Annotated in this window: 18 protein-coding genes; 10 read left to right on the plus strand and 8 right to left on the minus strand. The window is 45.9% G+C overall.

The window, feature by feature from the left end; genetic code table 11:
- Positions 1-116: 116 nt before the first annotated feature.
- A complete protein-coding gene (gene blaOXA, locus AC5JL3_RS09460; protein WP_496074247.1) occupies positions 117-974 on the plus strand; it encodes a class D beta-lactamase in 858 nt (285 codons plus the stop codon).
- A 240-nt stretch (positions 975-1214) separates the two neighbouring features.
- On the opposite strand, the gene AC5JL3_RS09465 is transcribed toward blaOXA, so the two are convergent.
- The 3 genes from AC5JL3_RS09465 to AC5JL3_RS09475 all read right to left on the minus strand — a co-directional run bounded on the left by AC5JL3_RS09465 (position 1215) and on the right by AC5JL3_RS09475 (position 3671).
- Complete coding sequence (locus AC5JL3_RS09465; protein ID WP_192217905.1) at positions 1215-1568, minus strand: DUF1257 domain-containing protein; 354 nt, start codon at positions 1566-1568, stop codon at positions 1215-1217.
- A gap of 155 nt (positions 1569-1723) precedes the next feature.
- A complete protein-coding gene (gene ycf46, locus AC5JL3_RS09470; RefSeq protein ID WP_496074248.1) occupies positions 1724-3235 on the minus strand; it encodes a stress-responsive protein Ycf46 in 1512 nt (503 codons plus the stop codon).
- Positions 3236-3320: 85 nt separating this feature from the next.
- On the minus strand, positions 3321-3671 hold the full coding sequence (locus tag AC5JL3_RS09475) for a slr0373 family blue light stress response protein (protein WP_192217907.1): 351 nt from the start codon (positions 3669-3671) through the stop codon (positions 3321-3323).
- A gap of 159 nt (positions 3672-3830) precedes the next feature.
- On the opposite strand from AC5JL3_RS09475, the gene AC5JL3_RS09480 reads away from it, so the two are divergent.
- From AC5JL3_RS09480 to AC5JL3_RS09510, 7 genes are all read left to right on the plus strand, one after another.
- Positions 3831-4460, plus strand: a complete 630-nt coding sequence (locus AC5JL3_RS09480) for a hypothetical protein (RefSeq protein ID WP_496074249.1) — start codon at positions 3831-3833, stop codon at positions 4458-4460.
- A gap of 237 nt (positions 4461-4697) precedes the next feature.
- Entirely contained in the window at positions 4698-5324 is a 627-nt protein-coding gene (locus AC5JL3_RS09485) for a response regulator (RefSeq protein WP_496074298.1), read from the plus strand.
- A gap of 170 nt (positions 5325-5494) precedes the next feature.
- Positions 5495-7192: a CHAT domain-containing protein gene (locus tag AC5JL3_RS09490; RefSeq protein WP_496074250.1), complete on the plus strand. Its 1698-nt coding sequence runs from the start codon at positions 5495-5497 to the stop codon at positions 7190-7192.
- Between the two features lie 206 nt (positions 7193-7398).
- The gene (locus AC5JL3_RS09495) at positions 7399-8022 is read left to right on the plus strand and encodes a hypothetical protein (protein WP_496074251.1); all 624 of its coding nucleotides are present in this window, start codon (positions 7399-7401) and stop codon (positions 8020-8022) included.
- A gap of 773 nt (positions 8023-8795) precedes the next feature.
- On the plus strand, positions 8796-9104 hold the full coding sequence (locus AC5JL3_RS09500; protein WP_496074252.1) for a hypothetical protein: 309 nt from the start codon (positions 8796-8798) through the stop codon (positions 9102-9104).
- Complete coding sequence (locus AC5JL3_RS09505) at positions 9077-9262, plus strand: glycosyltransferase (protein WP_496074253.1); 186 nt, start codon at positions 9077-9079, stop codon at positions 9260-9262. The genes AC5JL3_RS09500 and AC5JL3_RS09505 overlap by 28 nt, the downstream gene beginning before the upstream one ends.
- Before the next feature lie 286 nt (positions 9263-9548).
- A complete protein-coding gene (locus AC5JL3_RS09510) occupies positions 9549-12638 on the plus strand; it encodes a GAF domain-containing protein (protein WP_496074254.1) in 3090 nt (1029 codons plus the stop codon).
- Positions 12639-12772: 134 nt separating this feature from the next.
- Here the strand turns inward: AC5JL3_RS09510 and AC5JL3_RS09515 are convergent, their stop codons facing one another.
- Positions 12773-13195 (minus strand): hypothetical protein, encoded by a 423-nt coding sequence (locus tag AC5JL3_RS09515; RefSeq protein ID WP_496074255.1) that lies wholly within the window; start codon positions 13193-13195, stop codon positions 12773-12775.
- Between the two features lie 476 nt (positions 13196-13671).
- On the opposite strand from AC5JL3_RS09515, the gene AC5JL3_RS09520 reads away from it, so the two are divergent.
- Positions 13672-14490, plus strand: a complete 819-nt coding sequence (locus tag AC5JL3_RS09520; RefSeq protein ID WP_496074256.1) for an SDR family NAD(P)-dependent oxidoreductase — start codon at positions 13672-13674, stop codon at positions 14488-14490.
- An 86-nt stretch (positions 14491-14576) separates the two neighbouring features.
- Complete coding sequence (locus tag AC5JL3_RS09525) at positions 14577-15236, plus strand: DUF2834 domain-containing protein (RefSeq protein ID WP_496074257.1); 660 nt, start codon at positions 14577-14579, stop codon at positions 15234-15236.
- Between the two features lie 363 nt (positions 15237-15599).
- Here AC5JL3_RS09525 and AC5JL3_RS09530 read toward each other — a convergent pair whose 3' ends face one another.
- From AC5JL3_RS09530 to AC5JL3_RS09545, 4 genes are all read right to left on the minus strand, one after another.
- Positions 15600-16520 carry a WGxxGxxG-CTERM domain-containing protein gene (locus AC5JL3_RS09530; RefSeq protein WP_496074258.1) on the minus strand — a complete coding sequence of 307 codons (921 nt, stop codon included), beginning with the start codon at positions 16518-16520 and terminating at the stop codon, positions 15600-15602.
- 19 nt (positions 16521-16539) lie between these two features.
- On the minus strand, positions 16540-16758 hold the full coding sequence (locus AC5JL3_RS09535) for a hypothetical protein (protein ID WP_496074259.1): 219 nt from the start codon (positions 16756-16758) through the stop codon (positions 16540-16542).
- Between the two features lie 471 nt (positions 16759-17229).
- Entirely contained in the window at positions 17230-18576 is a 1347-nt protein-coding gene (gorA, locus tag AC5JL3_RS09540; RefSeq protein WP_496074260.1) for a glutathione-disulfide reductase, read from the minus strand.
- A 695-nt stretch (positions 18577-19271) separates the two neighbouring features.
- The gene (locus AC5JL3_RS09545) at positions 19272-19454 is read right to left on the minus strand and encodes a hypothetical protein (RefSeq protein ID WP_496074261.1); all 183 of its coding nucleotides are present in this window, start codon (positions 19452-19454) and stop codon (positions 19272-19274) included.
- Positions 19455-19475: the final 21 nt, after the last annotated feature.

The raw sequence follows: 19475 nt of genomic DNA on the forward strand, positions 1-19475 counted from the left end.
CCGCTTAAACTATTGATGGCTAAGGGTTTCGGCTTTGTGCAGCAAGCCCTAATTATTTTGATATGCATGGCGGTGTATTATCTGCCTGTTATGCCTTCAATCTGTGAGGAGAAAAAATGCTATTTCGTAGAAGGCGTGTTGTCTTTGCTGTCCTGGGTTGCCTCACCTTGCTCATCCTGATTCGCTTTGGGGAAGTGCGTGTTTTGGCTCAACCAACTCCTACCCCATCTGAAGATACAGTAACGGTTACTGAAGCACCAGATTTAGGACGACACTTTAAAGAATTAGGATTTGAGGGGTCGATCTTAATTTACGACTTGAACAACAATCGAACCTACGAACACAATCCTCAACGCAATGTAACTGCAATCACTCCGGCTTCAACGTTTAAAATTTTCAACGCGATGGTAGCGCTAGAAACGGGCGTCATTGCTGATGATGTGGCTGTCCTCACCTGGGATGGGATTGAGCGAGACATCCCGGCTTGGAATCATGATACGAATCTGCGTCAAGGCTTCAAGGATTCAACTGTCTGGTTCTATCAAGTGCTAGCACGCAAAGCCGGACACGAGCAGATGCAGCAATTCATTGATCGGGTTGGTTACGGAAATCGTCAGATTGGAACGGTTCAAGATATTGATCGCTTCTGGCTGCAAGGACCTTTACAGATTACACCCAAGCAGCAGATTGATTTCTTGCAACGATTGCATCAAGGTGATCTGCCCTTCTCCAAACGAACCATGGATCTTGTCAAAGACATCATGATACGCGAACAAACTCCGAACTACACCCTGCGAGGAAAGACGGGATGGTTAACAAGCACCAAGCCAGAAATAGGTTGGTTTGTGGGTTATCTAGAACAGAACAATAATGTTTACTTCTTTACCACAACCATCGACATGCGTAAACTAGAGGATGCACCTTCACGGATTGAGATTACGCGACGTAGCCTCAAGGATTTGGGCTTGCTGTAGTAGCGCGATCGCTCTCAATTGTTGGGTAAGCCAATGCCACTGCATTACAGTCGAGCAAGGCTGTTTAAGAGCTAGTTTTTCTCAAAGTCCCATTAATCAAGGGAGTATAGAATTGAGTTGAGCCTGCAAACGGAATAAATAAATGATCAAAAAAGTTTTTGTGCCTACTGATTGAGTAGGCACAAAAAACGGGTTAACCTAATGTTGGTCAACCCGTGAGCTTGGGAACGCCTAGATAGACTACTTCTGCAACACAAGTTTAACGTTGGCATTCTGCAAGCCACGCTGCTTGACTTCTGCCAAGGTCTTGTTGACTGCATACTTCTGGTTGATCGAGTTGATCAACTCGGTTTGGTTGTGCTTCTTAGCAACGCCCCAAAGGTCAGCAATCAGGTCGAAGGAACCATCGCTATTGCGAGACCAGCCGAGGTCATACTCACCTTCCAGAACAGCAACGAGGTCGGCACGAACCCGCTGACCGTTGTAGCCACGGACATCAGCTTCGGACTTAACGGAGATACCCAGGTCACGGAGAGAAGCCTTCAGGATTTCGGCGTCAGTGATCTTGGTGCGAAGAGTGCTAAAGTGAGACATTTGGATTTCCTCCAGTAGAGATAGAAGAGAAACGACAACGTAGCGTTTTACTTTGCTGTACTAAGCCGCTTAAGTCAAGATGCGGCTTTTTTGTCAAACTGCTAGCAAGAAGAAGTTGCTAGCCTTTCCTCCTGTTGGGAGCAGGAGAAAGCCTTTTAAAACTCCATTCGCTGATATTCAGCAACGGAGGATGCAGCAGGTCGCGCGCGCTGCCTAGCCCAGTCCCTGAGGGCTGTTACCTGCTCTGTCATTGTCCGAGAAAGCGGAAGAGTGGCTTTGATAGCGGCAATGATATCTAGTTGCGTAAATTCCCGGTCTTGAGCAAATGCTTCGTACATCGCAGCAACTAGTGCTTGCTCAATTTCTGCTCCAGAAAAACCATCGGAAACTTTCGCTAACTGCTCAATATCAAAACGGGTGATGTCTCTTCGACGCTTACTCAGGTGAATGTTAAAGATTTGCTGACGTTCTTCCGGTGTTGGTAAATCTACAAAGAAGATTTCGTCAAAACGACCTTTGCGGAGAAACTCTCCCGGTAGACGCTCAACTCGGTTAGCTGTCGCCATTACGAACACAGGTGAGGTCTTTTCTTGCATCCAGGTGAGGAAGGAACCGAAGATGCGGCTTGACGTTCCCCCATCTGAGTCAGAAGACCCTGTAGTGCCAGCAAAAGACTTATCAAGCTCATCAATGAAGAGGATGGCAGGAGAAATTGATTCCGCTGTTTTGAGGGCGTTGCGTAAGTTTGCTTCAGACCGACCTACCATTGACCCATCATAGACCCTGCCCATATCCAGGCGTAGCAGGGGCAGACCCCAGAGGCGAGATGTCGTTTTGGCAATTAACGACTTACCACACCCAGGAACACCTAGAATTAGCATTCCTTTGGGTTGGGGCAACCCGTATTCTCTCGCTCTTTCGGTAAATGCATTAGAACGCTGCTTGAGCCACCGCTTTAGCTCTTCTAATCCCCCAACCGCATCTAGGGTTTCATCTTCTTCGATGTATTCTAGAATACCGTTGCGGCGGATGAGCTGCTTTTTCTCAGAAAGGACAATATCAACTTCAGCCTCAGTAAGGCGTCCAGCTTTGACTTGTGCTTTCCGATAAACTTTCTCAGCTTCGTCGTGGGTTAGACCCAACGCTGCTTTTAGAAGCTTTTCCCGCGTTTCTGTTGTTGTGCGGCGAGCTTTGCTTTGCTCCAGTTGTTGAGACAGCACTTGATTGAGTTCTGTGAGATCTGGCATTGGGTAGTCGAGAACAACCACCTCTTTTTCCAGCTCAATCGGAACTTGCTGTACCGGGGACATTAGAATAATTGTTTTCTGTGTACCCTTAAAACTTGCGATCGCATCCCTCAACCATCGGGTTGTTACTGGCGAATCAATAAAGGGATGTAAGTCTTTAAATATATAGATACCAGCTTCTTTCTGCTGAATAACCCATTGAATTGCCGCCTCAGATGAGATGGTATTGTGCTGGGTAACGTGGCGTGATTGTCCATACTCTACGATTCCGTGGGTGACAGTCCACACGAATACACGCCGTTGTTGTGACTTCGCTTGAGCAATCATGGCTATTGCCCTTTCAGTCCGCTCTTCCTCGGAAGTCACGAGGTAGATCAGAGGATATTGAGCCTGAATGAGAATATTGATCTCTTCTTGCATGACTATCGACCCAATTAGAGACGGCGCAACCACAACCCAAGCATCATCGAGAGCGCAACACTTGTTAGCTCTTCGTTTTGCAACTTTAACAAGGAACTAGTTCCTCTTCACCTTGAGAGCCAGTAGGAGAACCTACTCCCTCTCGAACCTTTTCTACTGGAAGCTCTTCAGCCAGAATGCTGGGTTGACTATCCAGGGATACCATTTCTCCACCTTTGAGAACTACAGAGTTAGAACATTCAGGACAGCTATAGACCTGATGCGTTCTGCCGTAGCTTGCCTCTACTTCATCAACCAACTCCGGGTGGTGTAGATAGAAGACAATTGCTCTCTCTACCATGGCTGACATGGATTCCGTGTCAACTGCTGCTCGAATTTTGAGCTGGCGGTGAAGTCCTGGCGGGAGATACAACGTAACCTTTTGCTTGTCTTGCATAGAATTTTCAATCGTTTTACCCGGGTATGCAAAAAGCTTATCGACTTATTTGGTGGCTGTCAAGACATTAAACCAGCATAACGGCATAATTGTTACATTCCTTAATATTTTCCGGCTATCAAGAGTCATGGACTGGATCAAGAAAGGCACCAAACACAAGTGGAAGCCGTCTTATCAGTGTCCATCATTAACTACGTCACCAAAGGAGTTAGAGAAGTTAGTCGCTATAAGACACACGTCACCACTCAGAGGCGAAAAGCTGTTGGCAGATGGCGAGTTAAGGCTTTGGTAATCGGCAAGATCATTGTCAGTATCATGCCGCTGATTGTCCTGCTGTTAAGCTGTAGCCAGTTCAATATGCGATCGCCGGATAGCTGGAGTATTTACCGCAACTCACGTTACAGCTTTGAGTTTCCCTATCCCAGTAACTGGATAGCTTTTCCCATGCCGGACAATCGGGATGGTCGAGCCTTTCGTGACCCACAAAACCCAAACATAGAAATTAGGGGATGGGCAGCTAACAACCTGGCAGAAAGTAAGGCGCCATCACAAGAAGGAACACTAAAACAGCCACAACGCTCTCAACAACAGAATTTCATAACCGAGCAAGGATTGACAGGGAAACTTAGAGTGGAGGTTGGCTCTGATTTAAGTTTGATGACATTATCCTTGAGCCAGGGAAATGTGCTGTATAGCTGGCAAGGACAAAGCGAGAGTGAGCAATTTGCCGATTACTATCGTTTTTTCAACTACGTTGCTCGGCAATATCGTCTTCCAGTATCTGAGTGAAGAAGATGCAGAGTTGGGGGAGAGAATTTTTAGACATTTGGTGAAAACGTAGTTACATCTTCCCTTGACACAGGTTTCCCTCCTTTTCACTGCCGACAAGCTTCAGTTCTTCTAAAGGTTGCGTATTTCAGTTATTCAATGTTTGTAAAATACGATGATTCGATCTCATTGTATTTGGCACAAGTTATGTCTTCCGAAACTCCACCATCACTAAATTTGCCAACTGAATCTGTACCCTTGCGGATTTTGATTGTGGAAGATGATCCCATGATGCAGCTAGGTTTAGAGCAGTCATTAACCGCTCATCCCCAAATCACGATTGTGGGACAGGCTGAAGATGGCTACATGGGTGTCGAAGCCGCAATGAAATTCAAACCCGATATTGTGGTGATGGATATTGGTTTGCCACGTTTAGATGGGATTGCCGCCACTCAGCAAATCAAAGCCGCACTTCCCGATGTCAGGGTTGTAATGCTGACCTCTCATACAACAGAACGGGAAATTATTGCCTCACTTTCTAGCGGTGCAGATGCCTACTGCATTAAAGGCGCAAGTGTAGATCGGTTGTTAAAAGCGATCGCAGCCGCTGCTGAAGGAGCAACATACCTAGATCCTCAAATTGCTCGTCAAGTCCTTAAGCATCTCACTCCTCCTTCTCCTAGCGGCAATCTCGCCAATTTGTCGCCGCGAGAAATGGAAGTCTTAAAACTAATTGTTGAAGGCTACAGCAATCCAGAAATTGCCGCAGAACTCTACCTCAGCCCGAATACAGTAAAGACTCACGTTCGAGGAATTATGAACAAGCTAGCTGTTGATGACCGAGTTCAAGCAGCGGTTGTTGCACTGCGTTCTGGCTTAGTGTAACCCTGGACTGGAACCACAAAACACACAGATCCGTTGCATAGCGATCGCTACCCTAGATTGAATTTAATACGGTGCTGCTTAGAGAAACACCAAGTGAGAGCGCACAGAACAGCGAAGACTCGGTAGACTGATAAAACAAGAGGTACAGTCGCAATTCTTCTCGGCTTTTAATGTCAGAAAATCCTTGCCTCAGTTTAGCGATCGCGCGTCTGTCAACGGCTGGGGCAGAAAACTTTGCTATATGGGTACTCAAAGCCCCCTATCCTGGGGGCTATGCTCTGCATCACTCTACTTGGTCTGAAACCATGACTCAGACTTGGCTAGCGTGGCAGGAAATGTTTTCGTTGAGGGGGTTACCCCATGTTCCTCTCATCCACCATGCAACCCAGTCTGCCCGTACTCTGCCACCAGACAGTGATGTTGGGGCAACGGGTCAGACAACCAGCTACAGTAGTCGCTTGATGCAGCGCTTGGGTATTGATCTATGGTCGTGGCTGTTTGATGGCCCGATTCAACAAGCGCTTGCGGAAAGTCGGGGAATTGCCATGGGGCAAAATAAACCTCTACGAATGCGATTGGAAATTCGCGACCCGGATTTCATCCCTCTGCCTTGGGAAATCATGCAGCCGATGGCGGGTAAACAAGCAATTTCTCTATCTCAACAACTACTGTTTAGTCGCACAACCAGTGATGTTGACTCGCTTAAAGCCTTGACACGCTCAAACCAGTCATTAAACATCTTGCTGGTATTGGGTCAGGATGCCAAGTCTTCCACCCGTCCGGCGGCTGGGTTGCAGCTAGAACAAGAGGCAGCCGCGTTAGTCAATATTCTCAAAGCCTGCGGACAACCGATCAGCACAAGCGAAAAGTTTGCCTCACCTGTTCCCTGCCATGTGGAAACACTGTTACAACCCACACCCGCTGAACTGATCAGCGCTCTGGAAACGGGTGTCTACAATATCCTGTTTTATGCTGGTCATGGAGAACCTGCGCCAGACGGGGGTTTGCTGTTTTTGCGCCCAGATGCAACGATTAACGGCACAGAACTAGCTCAGGTTTTGGTGCGAACTCAAGTGACATTGGCGGTGTTCAACGCCTGTTGGGGCGCCCAACCTGATCAAGTAGGGACACAAACAACGCCACGCAGTAGCTTAGCTGAGGTGCTAATCCACCACGGTGTTCCTGCTGTTTTAGCAATGCGTGACTCGATAGCCGATCAAGAAGCTTTGAGTTTTATTCAAACACTGGCTCAAGCCCTTGCCACCAGAATGCCGATTGACCAAGCTGTAGCCGTGGCAAGGCAACAACTGTTGACGCTTTACAAATTTAATCAACCGGCTTGGACTCTCCCCGTGCTTTATATGCATCCTGAGTTTGAAGGCGAGTTGATTAAACCGATCGAAGAGGGCATTACAGAATTACCGAGTATGCAACCCAGTTGGGTTGGCGCCCCTGCCCCCGTTGCCTCATTGCGTTCACTAGAATCTACTGATAAGGTTTGGCGAATTCGAGGTGGGCTGATGCGAGTAGGACGTCGCCAGGAAAATGATTTAGTGATTCAAGAGCAGTGGGTGAGTCAGCAACATGCAGAAATTATCTGTCGTGATGCTTTCACCGCTCAAGAGGCTACTCCTACTTACTTTTTACGTGATTTTTCCCGCTATGGGACATTAATCTTACGTCCCGATAACGGCAATGTAGCTAAGCCAGTAAGTAAGAACAATGGCTATCACGATCATCAGGCAGTTGGTTGGCAAAAAATACACCATCAGGAGGTGCCATTACAATCTGGTATCCAGATAAAGTTCGGAAGTACTCACGGTCAAACCCTGGAATTTGTGATTGAATCTTCAGACCATTCGGGCTGAAGATCTACCTGTTATTGCTAATCATCCCCGTACTCGCTTGTTAATACCATGCTTCACTAAATAGCGATCGCTGCTGTATTAAGTAGCTCGGCAAAAAGTGAAGACAGCTATCGTTGATTTTATGACTTGTTACGGAACTGCAGAGAGTGCGGATGTAGCTTAATTCATGCCAGGTTTCATCTACCCAAAAACACAGGAGAGCCATTATGGCAAGCCAACCTATTCACTATGAAAATTGCGAGGATGCTTTGAGCTGCATACAAGGAGAACTCTTAGAAGCACTCTTACAGCCACAGGAGGATTGTTATCCTTGGAATCCAGCAGAACCTGAAGCGGAAGCCTATTTTGCGGAACTGGAACGGGGATTTTCCCTCTGTGACTGGCAAGAAGAAGAAGTTGAGAGCGCCTCTCTAGCGTTCTTTGACCAGCTACATCAGTGCTGGGCATCACCAATGCTACCAGCAACTGAGACATTGATTACCTCTTTATCAAAGCGATTTGCTACCCTGCCTCAGGAATGGCTAGAAGCGATCGCAAACCGCGCCCGACAAGCTTTCTCAACGAACTTGTCGCTAGCTGACCAACTTGTGATGTGTGTGGAGTCGTTACTACCCAATTGGGCAGAGGATGATTTATTAGTCCTCGCACGTCCTTGGGCATACGCGATGCGAGGAAATTCCGAGCAAGCTGTTGCAGAAACTACGGGTGTTCCTCAACCCAGAGACTGGGCAGCTTTATCTCAGGTGGAACAGGTGCGATTGAGTTTGGCAGTTGCCCACTCGGCGCTTGCTCAACTCAAAGATGACATCAATGATTTGGAATCGTCATAAACGCTGACAAAAGAGCAAAGGTAGCATCTAAACAAGTTGAGGCATTGCTTAAGACAAAATTCTCGCCACTCGCTTGGTGGCAAGTGGTAAACGAAATCTGGAAGATTTACTCTAAACGCCAACCGCTAAGCGGTATGGCGTTGATTTTTATAAGAAGTTTTTTGAGTACTCTTACAAAGAAAGCTAAAGCCAAGGTTTGACAAGCAGGTTAGATGTGTCGGCTGACTTTTTTAACAAATTAGTTGGGATCGAATCAATTTAAAAGCCGATCTATAGTTTATAGTGAGCCTTAATTAGATCTCATCTCTGGGTGCATCACTTTTGCTGTGTAGTTTTTAGAAGATTAGGCTTTGTCTAGCCGTCAATTATGTAAAGAAGTTTTACAAAAAACAACATCTTGCATAAACTGGAGAACTTCACCTGATTGATATTTAGAAGTTCAAAAAGCCACGGGCTTGGCAGTTTATAGACACAACCTGTACTTCTTGCCTAGATAGCAAAGCTAAGGCAGATCAGTACTACAGCGATGTAGTAAATACTGATTTTTGCAAGAAACCTCGTGTGTTAAGCACACAATACCGGATAGAAGCTGACTTTTAAAGACGAGCTACAAAGCAAAGCTTTAAGTCAGAGCAATAGCTGCAATTTTCTCTAAGTATTTTCTTAGGGTGCAGTACATAGGATTGAAGACTGGTAACTCATCAAATCAGAAGAGAAATCAAGTCCAAATCTCGCTTGCTTTTCAAGCGTAGCATTATATGGAGAATAAACTTATGCATTGGACTGTTGTTGCTCCTTTTATACGGGAGCAGAGCGATTCCCAGTGGCTGACCCCTTTCGTTCCAGGGCAACGGCACCAGTTCCGTTGTGTTCCACGTCAGGGGTCTACTATAAATTGGCATGAGGCAGCCTTGCCTGTGACGGGAAGAGAGGAGTGGCTAAGATTGTGGAACCAAAGCCAAGAAGCAGTAAAAGCCAAACAAGGTGGCATAATCACGGTCTTTCCCCAATTAGCGGCAACGGTAGGACTAAGGATGGCGAAACTGGGATTCTGGTGGAACCCAACTCAGTCGATGACCTAGTCCAAGCGATCGACAAGTTGTGGAATGATCAGGAACTACGTGAGCGATTGGGTCAAGAAGCCGCCCGTTACACGGCGGAAAATTGTTCCGATGAGGCGGCGGGATCAGCTATGGGTCGAATCCTTGACCAAGTTGCAAACGAAACCCATCTAGGCTGAGAGAGCGGGTTAGAGGTATACAGTGATTGAGTGACCTAGATGCAATTTGATAACAGAGAGTCTCGTTTCTTTCCAAGTTCTTAACATCTCGTGACTATACTAGAGACTCCATATAATGCTACGCCCTCTCTATAAATAGAGGGCTTTTTTTTCCACAAAAACGACTCACCACAACTCAACGGCAACTTCCTTTAATAAGCCCAGCCTGGTTGCTGTACTCTATTAAAGAACTTTCAGTCGTTAAGATTTTCTAGACTAAGGTTATTTAGCATTCTCACCACTTGAAATGACAATAGCCGAACCTAACGGAGTCGAACCCTCAACGAGTACGCAGCCTGTCGGTGTCGCTATCCATTCCTGTCCGAATCTTCTGCAAGGGGTGGCACAAGCAACTAACCAGCTCCTGACAACAGAGGATGATGCCATAGCTATCAACAGAGCTTTGGCAACGTTGGGACAAGTAACATCTGTAGATCGGGTCTATATTTTTGAAATTCATCCCCATCCTGAAACAGGCGACCCGGCTCGAAGTCAGCGATTTGAGTGGGCAAGGGAAACTGTTACGGCTGAAATTGATAATCCCCTGTGGCAGAACCTTTCCTATGCCGCTTGTGGTGTGAGCCATTGGTACGAAACTCTTAAGGTTGGACACTCGTTTAGTGCGCTAGTTCGGGAATTATCAGCAGCGGAACGGCAAATCTTGGAACCGCCTGGGGTTGTATCAATCTTAGTTGTCCCAATTCCAGTTCATGGCAAGTTATGGGGTTTTTTAGGCTTTGATGATTGTCATTCTGAGCGCCGTTGGTCAGAGGATGAGTCAGCCGTTTTGATGACAATGGCAGCAACGATTGGCTCCTGCATAGCTCAGCAGCAAGCAGAAGTTGCTCTGCGAGAAAGCCAATTACGGCTTGAGAAAATTGCCGCGAATGTACCTGGAATGATTTTCCAATTCCTTCAGCGTCCAGATGGTTCCCGCTCAGTGCTTTATGCCAGTTCGGGTTGTCGAGAACTGTATGAGTTGGAACCTGAGGAAATTCAAGCCAACTTTCAGGTGCTGGCTGACTTGATGCATCCAGATGACCTTGAGGCTTATGAGCAGTCTGTCGCCGCTTCCGCCGCTACGGGAGAAACTTGGGTTTGGGAAGGTCGTATGGTAACACCTTCTGGCAAACTTAAGTGGATTCAATGTGCCTCCCGCTTGGAACGACAGCCGAATGGGGATTTGCTCTGGGATGGATTGGTTGTGGACATTACAGACCGAAAGAAAGCGGAGGAGGATCTAAGAGCGAGTGAAGGACGGTTACAGAGTTTCTTTGAAGCCACTTTTGAAGCTGTTTTAATTCACGATCGCGGTACGATTCTCGATGTTAACTGTGCTACTGAGGCTTTGTATGGTTACTCAAGAGCAGAACTGATTGGTCGCTCAGTCCTGGAAATCACGGCTCCTTGCTCATGGGATTTAATTCGGTCGAGAGTAAAATCTCCCTCAGATTTACCCATTGAAGCGATGGGTTTGAAGAAGGATGGCACCATATTTGTCGGAGAGGTTTCAGCAAAAGATATTGTTTATCAGGGGCATAAAGCGCGTGTAGTTGGGATGCGTGATATAACCGCTCGTAAACAAGCGGAGGATGCTCTACGTCAAAGTGAAGCAAAAAATCGCGCTCTCCTTCATGCAATTCCCGATTTAATTTTTCGCTTTAGCAGAGATGGCACTTATTTGGACTGTCAAGCGGAAAATGCGAGTGATTTGGTTGCACCAGCGAGTGGCTTGATTGGGAAAAAACTCCAAGATTTTGTACCAGCACCTGTGTCTCAGCAATTTATGGAGTATATGGCAAAGGTTCTCACAACGGGTGTCACCGAAACTCTAGAGTACCAATTGCCAATTAACAACAAACTCCGTTACTGGGAAGGACGCTTTGCCGTTTGTGGTAATGATGAAGTGCTGGTAATTGCACGGGAGATTACTGAACGTAAGCGTGCAGAGGAAGAACGACAGCTTACAGTTCAGCGCGATCGCCTTTTAGCTCAAATTGCCCTTCGGATTCGGCAATCGCTCGATCTTGAGCAGATTCTCCAAACTACCGTTACTGAGGTTCGACAATTTCTGGAATGCGATCGCGTCTTTTTCACACATATCGATAAGCACCTGCGGGGTGAGGTTTGTGTAGAGTCGGTTTCACCGAAGTGGGGTTCCGTTATAGAAGTATTGCGGGGCAACCCAACTTATATCAAGGAAATCAAAGCGCTATTTGAATCCGGTAATGTTCAAGTCATCAGCGATGTAACGCAGGCGGGTGTCTCTCCCCTACGAGCGCAATACTTTGCACAATATCAAGTTAAAGCTTGCTTGGCTGTGCCAATTATTGTCAGTGACAAGCTGTTTGGCAACTTGGTAGCTCACCAATGCGATCGCACCCGCCAGTGGCAACCCTTTGAAGTTGAATTACTCCGCGCCCTTTCTACACAAGTAGCGATCGCCATACAGCAAGCTCAACTCTACCAACAAGTACAAGCACTCAACACTAATTTAGAACGTCAGGTAGAAGAGCGTACCCAACAACTCAAGCAAAAATACACCGAACTTCAAGAACTTAACCGCCTCAAAGATATCTTTTTGTACGCCGTTTCCCACGACTTAAGGACACCCGTTCTTGGGTGGTTAATGGTACTGAAAAACTTACTCAATCATGAGCCGTCAGCCGTTAGCTGTCAGCCATCAGCCTCTATAGATAACGGACAACAAATGATTGCAGTATCTCGCTCTGTTCTGGAGCGAATGGTTCAAAGTAGCGATCGCCAATTGCGCCTAATTAATTCGCTCTTAGAAGTTCATACCAGTGAAGTTGCAGGAGTTGCCCTGGAGCGAGAACCCTTACAAATCGGTGAACTTGTGCAGTTATTGGTTGAAGATATGGAGCCACTACTGACAAAAAATCAGGTCACATTGGTCAATCAGGTTCCCACCAATTTACCCATGATTAACGCTGACTCTTGCCAACTCAGACGTGTATTTGAAAACTTGCTGACGAATGCCTTCAACCATAACCCGATGGGAATTCAGCTAATACTAGATGCCCAAGTCAAGAAAGGAATGATTTACTGTACTGTTACCGATAACGGTGTGGGGATGAGTCAGGAACTATGCGATCGCCTTTTCCAACTGTATTTCGTCGCTCAGGATGCCAAGGACTCCCCTCAAGGACATCGACCCTATACTGGCTTAGGTTTAGGGTTGTATCTGTGTCGCCAAATTATCACAGCTCACGGTGGTGAAATTGGAGTTAAAAGTCGCCAAAGAGCAGGTACAACCTTTTGGTTTAGTTTACCTACAACACATAAGAAGGTTCCAGCTAAAGGCTATGGGCGATAGGCTGTAGTCTATGTGCTTCGTATATTGAATCTGTCCTTTGCTGAGAATAGTTTTGACTATTCTTTTAAATTAAAGAATATCTTTTTATCTTCTATTTTATCGAGTTTTTATCACAATTTGTATGAGAATCTGATTTATAGAGTTGATTTTCCTCTCCCGTAAACTTCAAATTCTGACATTCGCGGTCGTAACAAGTTGTAGCATTCTGCTGGTGAAAGAACCAGCGTTAGTTGATAAGAATCAACCAAGGTTTTCTCGCTGTCAGCAAATGTTACTACCATTCCGTTGTATGGCTCGTATTCCTCTACAAACTGGAATAGTTCAATTCCGTCTGGATAGCTGTAGGCAAGTTCCTCTTTTGACAGATAAACAATTGCAATATCAATGCTCTCCTCAAGAGAACTCTCAGTGGCCTTCAATCCATAAACTACAATAGCGCCTCTACTTTTCCATAAATAGCCTGACCAGGCAAGTGCGCCGATCATCATGACATTAGAACAGAGGAATTGCTCATGTCTGAGGTGTTCGTTATTGAAATCAATTTTGCTGTTAGACATTAGCTAAAAGTCTCCTGTATGGGAGCCAGTGAAAAGTTGCCTCATAGGAAGCCTGATACCCTTACTCCTTTCAGTCCTAGGCAGAGGTTCGGACAGCATTCATAAGTGCCTGCTGCCTTTCTTGGTTAATAGATGGGTATTAAAAGGGATTATTTCTCACAAAGTAATTCTGCGGCTTTGTCCTACTCTTCTACCGGAAGAAAGGAGCTAATGTGAACTACGGCTGTAACTGTGAACACAAAAAAACCTGGAGGCAGTTTTTCAAACTATTTTCAAATTGCCTAGACCAGCTCCACAAAAATAACCCACCACTAAAAACTCTCCCTCTGATAAAGACAACTGGTGGGAAAATTTTGCCACAAAAGTTGAGGTGGCTTGGAGATTGAAAGTCTGACAAAAGTTAGAGGATTTCCTGGCTTCTATTGAACAGACTTATAGACGAAGACAGCATTCTCGCAGAGTCTAGACGATATAAAATGCCTTCCACCGTACTTATTACAGGCGCTTCTCAAGGTATCGGCAAAGCAACTGCTCTTTTATTTGCCCGCCAAGGGTATGACCTTGTACTTGCAGCGCGTCAGCCTGAGCGCTTAGAAGCTGTCGCTTCTGAGGTTCGATCGCTTGGGCAAAATGCTCTAGCCGTGCCTACGGATGTAAGAGATTCTGAGCAAGTGAACACACTCGTAAAGAAGACACTGGAATACTACGGAACTCTTGACGTACTGATTAATAATGCAGGTATCTATCTCTTAGGCTCGGTGGAAGCATTCTCGCTTAGCGATTGGCACCAAGCTATAGACACGAATTTCTGGGGCTATGTCCACACGATTCACGCGCTATTGCCTCATTTCCTAGAGCGGGGGAAGGGAACGATTGTTAATGTGAGTTCTATTGGTGGCAAGGTTCCAATTCCTTACCAAGTTCCCTATACAGCGAGTAAGTATGCTGTCACTGGGTTAACCCAATCGCTGCACGCAGAACTTGAACCCAAAGGTATTAAGGTTTGTGGAGTTTATCCAAATTTTATCTCAACCGATTTGATGGAACGGGCAATCTTTCGAGGTAAGGATGAAGAGGATGCTCAAGCTCGCGAGGATTTGCTAAGAAAAGGATTGAGTGTTCCGATTATTGAAAAGCCTGATGATGTGGCACAGGCGATCTGGGATGCCGTCAAGCATCAGAAGTCTGATGTCATGGTTGGCTCAGCAAATGTCTCAAACGCCTCTTATAAGATGTTTCCTGGCTTAATGCAGTGGGTATTCCGAAAAGCTTTTGGGGCGAAAGATAAGACCTAATACAAATTAGCTTTTTGATATTAACTGTTCACGGTCAACTCTCAATTAAGTTGAGAGTATTAGCGAAGCAACTTTTTATCAGGATTATGGGCAGAAAACTTGCGCTTGGGTTGATCTGGACAGCCTTTACGGCTTATACCTTGTTGCTTGCCCCTCTTGATCAGCCGGGTACATTGACGGTTATTGGTAAGCTGGTAACGCTTCAGTGGGAGGGGATAAATCCTTATGTTATTACCCTCTTCAGCCTCATGGGTGTTTGGCCAATGGTTTACGCTTGTCTCATGTTCATTGATGAGCGATCGCAAACTATCTCGGCTTGGCCATCTTTCTTGGCATCAAATGGTTCAGGAGTAATCGGCATGATTCCTTATTTAATGCTCCGTGAACCTAGTGAAGAATTTACTGGGAATAAGGGTTTCTTGTTGGAATGTCTAGATTCTCGTCAAACTGGGGTAGCGCTTACCTTAACGACAATAGGCTTGCTTGCCTACGCAGTACTTACTGGAGATTGGGGAGATTTTGTTCATCAGTGGCACACCAGCCGCTTTGTTCATTTAATGAGCGGGGATTTTTGCCTGATGTGTGTCGTATTTCCCTCATTGCTTGGTGATGATATGGCTCGTCGAGGACTCCGGGATTCCCTGATTTTTTGGGCGGTGTCGCTAGTTCCTCTGTTTGGGGCGCTAGCGTATTTGTGTCTCCGTCCTCCTTTGCCAGAGTCCAATGCTTTACTAGAAAATCAGTAAAACCTAGCGACTGGAGTTACGCCTACCTGGAATGTAGGTAATCCAGCAGAAGGCAATGATCAAGAATATCCACGCTAGAGTGATGTGTTCACCGAATAGCTGGCGTAGAAAGTCTTCCATACTTGAAACTCCTCTAATTTTTTACGCCACGCGCTAACTCCCAGACTTTTTCCCATCAAGAAAGGGGAGCCAAATCCTGGCTAACCAGTTATGTTGTACTCCCCTTTCGTCACTAGTGTCAGACTGCCATCTTAAGCACCTTAGTGCAGTGTGGCGGAAATAACTACGCAGTTGAAGAAGGTTAAAAAGCTTACTTTACAAGTTTTCTTTCATAAAAGCCTTCTGCCTCCTGCCCTCTTGCACTTAGTATTTAGAAGAGCCAGTGCGACTTGCCTCATTTGGATCGCGGTAAGCAGTGACTTCTTTCGGCTTACGGAACAGGTTAGCTAACCCGATTAGACCGAGCAAGCCTAGAGCACCCCAATTTGAAGCACGATTTTCTGTTTCTGCAGACTCAACTCCCTGGTAAGTGTTGGTGCCTGTCGTTGCATCGGGAGATGTAGTTGTACCTGTCGTTGCATCGGGAGATGTAGTCGTACCTGTTGTCGCGTCAGGTAATGTGGTCGTACCTGTCGTTGCGTCAGGAGATGTAGTCGTACCTGTCGTTGCGTCAGGTAATGTGGTGGTGCCTGTATTCCCACTACTCCCAGATGTGGTCGTGTCTGAAAGTGTTCCACCTGGAGCTGTCGTCGTGCCTGTAGGCGCTCCAGTCGGAGATGTAGTTGTGCCCGAAGTCGTACCACCCGGAGAAATGGCGCTGCCTGCTGCACCCGTACCGGAAGTTGTACCACCAGCACCCGTGCCCGTACCTAAAGTTCCTGCCCCAGCACCCGTACCAGTACCGGAAGTTGTGCCACCAGCACCCGTACCAGTACCTAAAGTTCCTGCCCCAGCACCTGTGCCAGTACCGGAAGTTGTGCCACCAGCACCTGTGCCAGTACCTAAAGTTCCTGCCCCAGCACCTGTACCCGTACCAGAAGTTGTGCCTGCTCCATCCATACCGGAAGTTGTACCAGCTGCGCCAGTACCGGAAGTTGTACCAGCACCGGAAGTCGTGCCTGCACCAGCACCTGCGCCAGTACCGGAAGTTGTGCCTGCACCTGAAGTTCCACCACCAGCACCTGCGCCAGTTTGGGCAGAAGCTGGGACAGCTAAGGGCAGAGTCGCTAAGCTCAGAGCAAAAGTGCTAGCCCAAACAATCTTAGAAAATTTAGAAGGCTTCATGGTCGTGATTCCTCTTGTGTTATAAACCTCTGGGGGTTTCTATTTTCAAAAACGGTATTTTCAACATAGCTAGCTGCTGATGTCTAACTTGATTTGCCTGTTCTAGCAACTCGTTGCAATGGCTTACTAGATAGGCATAAGAGGAAGAGAGGTTGCAAGAGTGAAACTTATCTAAGCGTTCAGGGTTTTGAAAAAGCGATCGCCAGTCGTTTTCTCTTTCCTTGTTAGACTTAGCCAACAAGCCCTTCTCTCAAGTAATTACTTTAGTTTCTACTGCTTATTTCAACTTCATTCCAAAGAAATAGATCAAACTTATCGTCTCTAATTATTGGGATTTGGAAGAGGTACTACTTGTGGAACAGGACACAATGCCGATCTTCGCTTATGATCTTTGCTTCGAGTAAACTTACTAAAGTTCTACCTGTAGAATGAATTGATTTCAAGAAATTGTGTAACTATAAACACAAAAGCTAGCTAAGCTTATGAGGAAATCAGTTCTTTAACTATCCTCTCCCATTAATTCGTGATTAAAGTAATATTATTAACCAAACTTATCTTTTCAGGCGCTTAGTTAAAACTAGCTAAAGAGGCAAAGTAAAAGAATTTATGAGATAGAGTTATAGGCTGTGAAACCTAGATAGAGTCAGGAAAACAAAAAAGCTGATGGCTGATAGCTGAGGGCTTGCTGCTAAATGCGTTATGTTGCCATTCATCGCAGAGTAAAAAACTCTTCGGCTATTGAAGGATGAATGCCAATAGTTGAATCAAAGTCCTTCTTAGTAGCGCCTAGGCGTATGGCTAGAGCTAGACATTGAATAATCTCTATCGCTCCTTCACCCACCATGTGAATACCCAGCACCCGATCTGAGCTATTGTCAACAACTAACTTGATTAGGGTCTTTTCGTCTAGTTTAGGCAGACTGTGTAAAAGAGGACGAAACTCAGAGCGATAGCATTGCACAGAATCACCCAACTTTTCATGCGCTTGGGCTTTACTCAAACCAACAGTCGCTGCCTCAGGGTGGGAGCTAACGGTTGATGGAACATATTCATAACTCACAGTATGGGGGTTGTTGCCAAACACAGTATCGGCAAAAGCTCTGCCTTGAGCAATGGCAACCGGAGTAAAACTAAGCTGATTTGTACAATCCCCAACGGCAAAAATATTCGCGATTGTAGTTCGACTATATTCATCTGTCACAATTGCACCATGGGTCACCTGAACACCCACCTTCTCTAGAGCCAAGTCAGTGATATTGGGAACACGCTCTGTAGCATAAAGGACGGTATCCACACTCAACGTGTTGTGGCTTTTTCCTGACAGGATTAAATCCAGTTCATCCCCCACACGTTTAATTTCTTTGACCCTCGTATTATCGAGAAGCTGAAGACCTCGATGAGTTAGACCCTCGGTAACAGCTATGCGAATATCTTCATCAAAAGCAGATAGAATCTGGTCTTCCCGAATTACTTGAGTAACCTGGGAGCCAAGATTGTTCATGATGCCCGCTAACTTCACAGCAATATAATCACCGCCGATTACTGCAATATGTTTGGGTTGCTGCTTGAGATTAAATAGTTCGCCTGCGGTGATGGCATCCTCAATTCCTAGTATGTCTGGTTTGACAGTTTTTGCCCCCACAGCAATCAAAATTTTGTCAGCCGTAATCTCGCGCCCTTCAACTTCTAATGTATGAGGATTGCTAAAGGTTGCCCGACCTTTAATCAGCTCAACTCCTGCTTTTTGCAATGATTCAGTATGCACTTTGCTTAGACGCTGGATTTCCTGCTCCTTAGCGGCAAGAAATTGCTGCCAGTCGAACATCTTCATGTGATGGTTCTTCCAGCCATAGCCCTGTGCAACTTGAGCATCCTCAGAGAAATCAGCAGCAAAAGACATTAGTTTTTCGGGAATACAGCCTCGGATTACACAGGTACCACCGACTAAATCCTGTTCCGCGATCGCAACACGAATACCATAGCTAGCAACCTGTTTAGCCGCCGCAACGCCTCCAGGCCCCGCACCAATGACAAAAAGGTCATAATCGAATGTCATAACTTAATCTCCTAGTATTGCCCTAAGAGAAGCATTTTTTTCTTGACCGCGTAGAAACCTTTCACAAAGGGTTACCACTACCAGATGTTCTGAGTATCTCCCTACTAAGCAAGGTAACTGCTCCTATTTCACCCAACTTCCATCTAACGAATGGCTCTAACATTAAGTGAGTCTGTCAGCATGAATACTAAGGCTCCTTTTGAACAAGAAAAGGTAGAGGGCAGAAGGCAGAAGGGATTTATGCTCTCTGTCTCCTGCCTTCTTCAAGCCATGTAAAGCCTCAGGTGTAATAGAAGTAGAGGAGAGTGTGTTATTCAAGCTGACTTAAGTCTTGACATCCCGGCCACGTTTGATATTGCTATGTGAGAATTTGAGGGTTTTGAATTGAGACAGACAAGCCTCAAGATAAGGACACTCTTCACACTGAAGCTCTTTTCCTGGATTGGAACACCCACAGGGAGGATTCAAAAAACACTCCTCAGGGTGTTTGGGTGTATGAACCTTTTTGAGTACCAAGTGGAAAGCTGTTTCTCGCAAACAAAGAATTAAATCTCGATGAAACATAACACCCCGCTTATCTAAGCAGAAAATGATGGTTATAAAAACAAAAAAATCTGTAGTTTATGCAACAAGTATTCAATTTTTATTGAAAGCAGGCATCAATCCTGAGGAGTAAGCCCTTCAAAAGGCAAAGTTCAAAATGGGTGAATCAAAGGAAAGTCGGTCGGCAGAAAAAAATTGAAGTAAGTGAAGAAACGCCAAGAAGCGGATGGAATCGAGTTTAAAGCGTTGGGTGCTGCAATTTCCATGCTGTCCTCTAGCTTCAATTCCATCACTAACAGCGCAGTAAGGTCTAATTCATCCTCAGCCTTCAACATTCATCCACGATTTCACGGGCT

The organism is Symplocastrum torsivum (genome assembly GCF_059505465.1).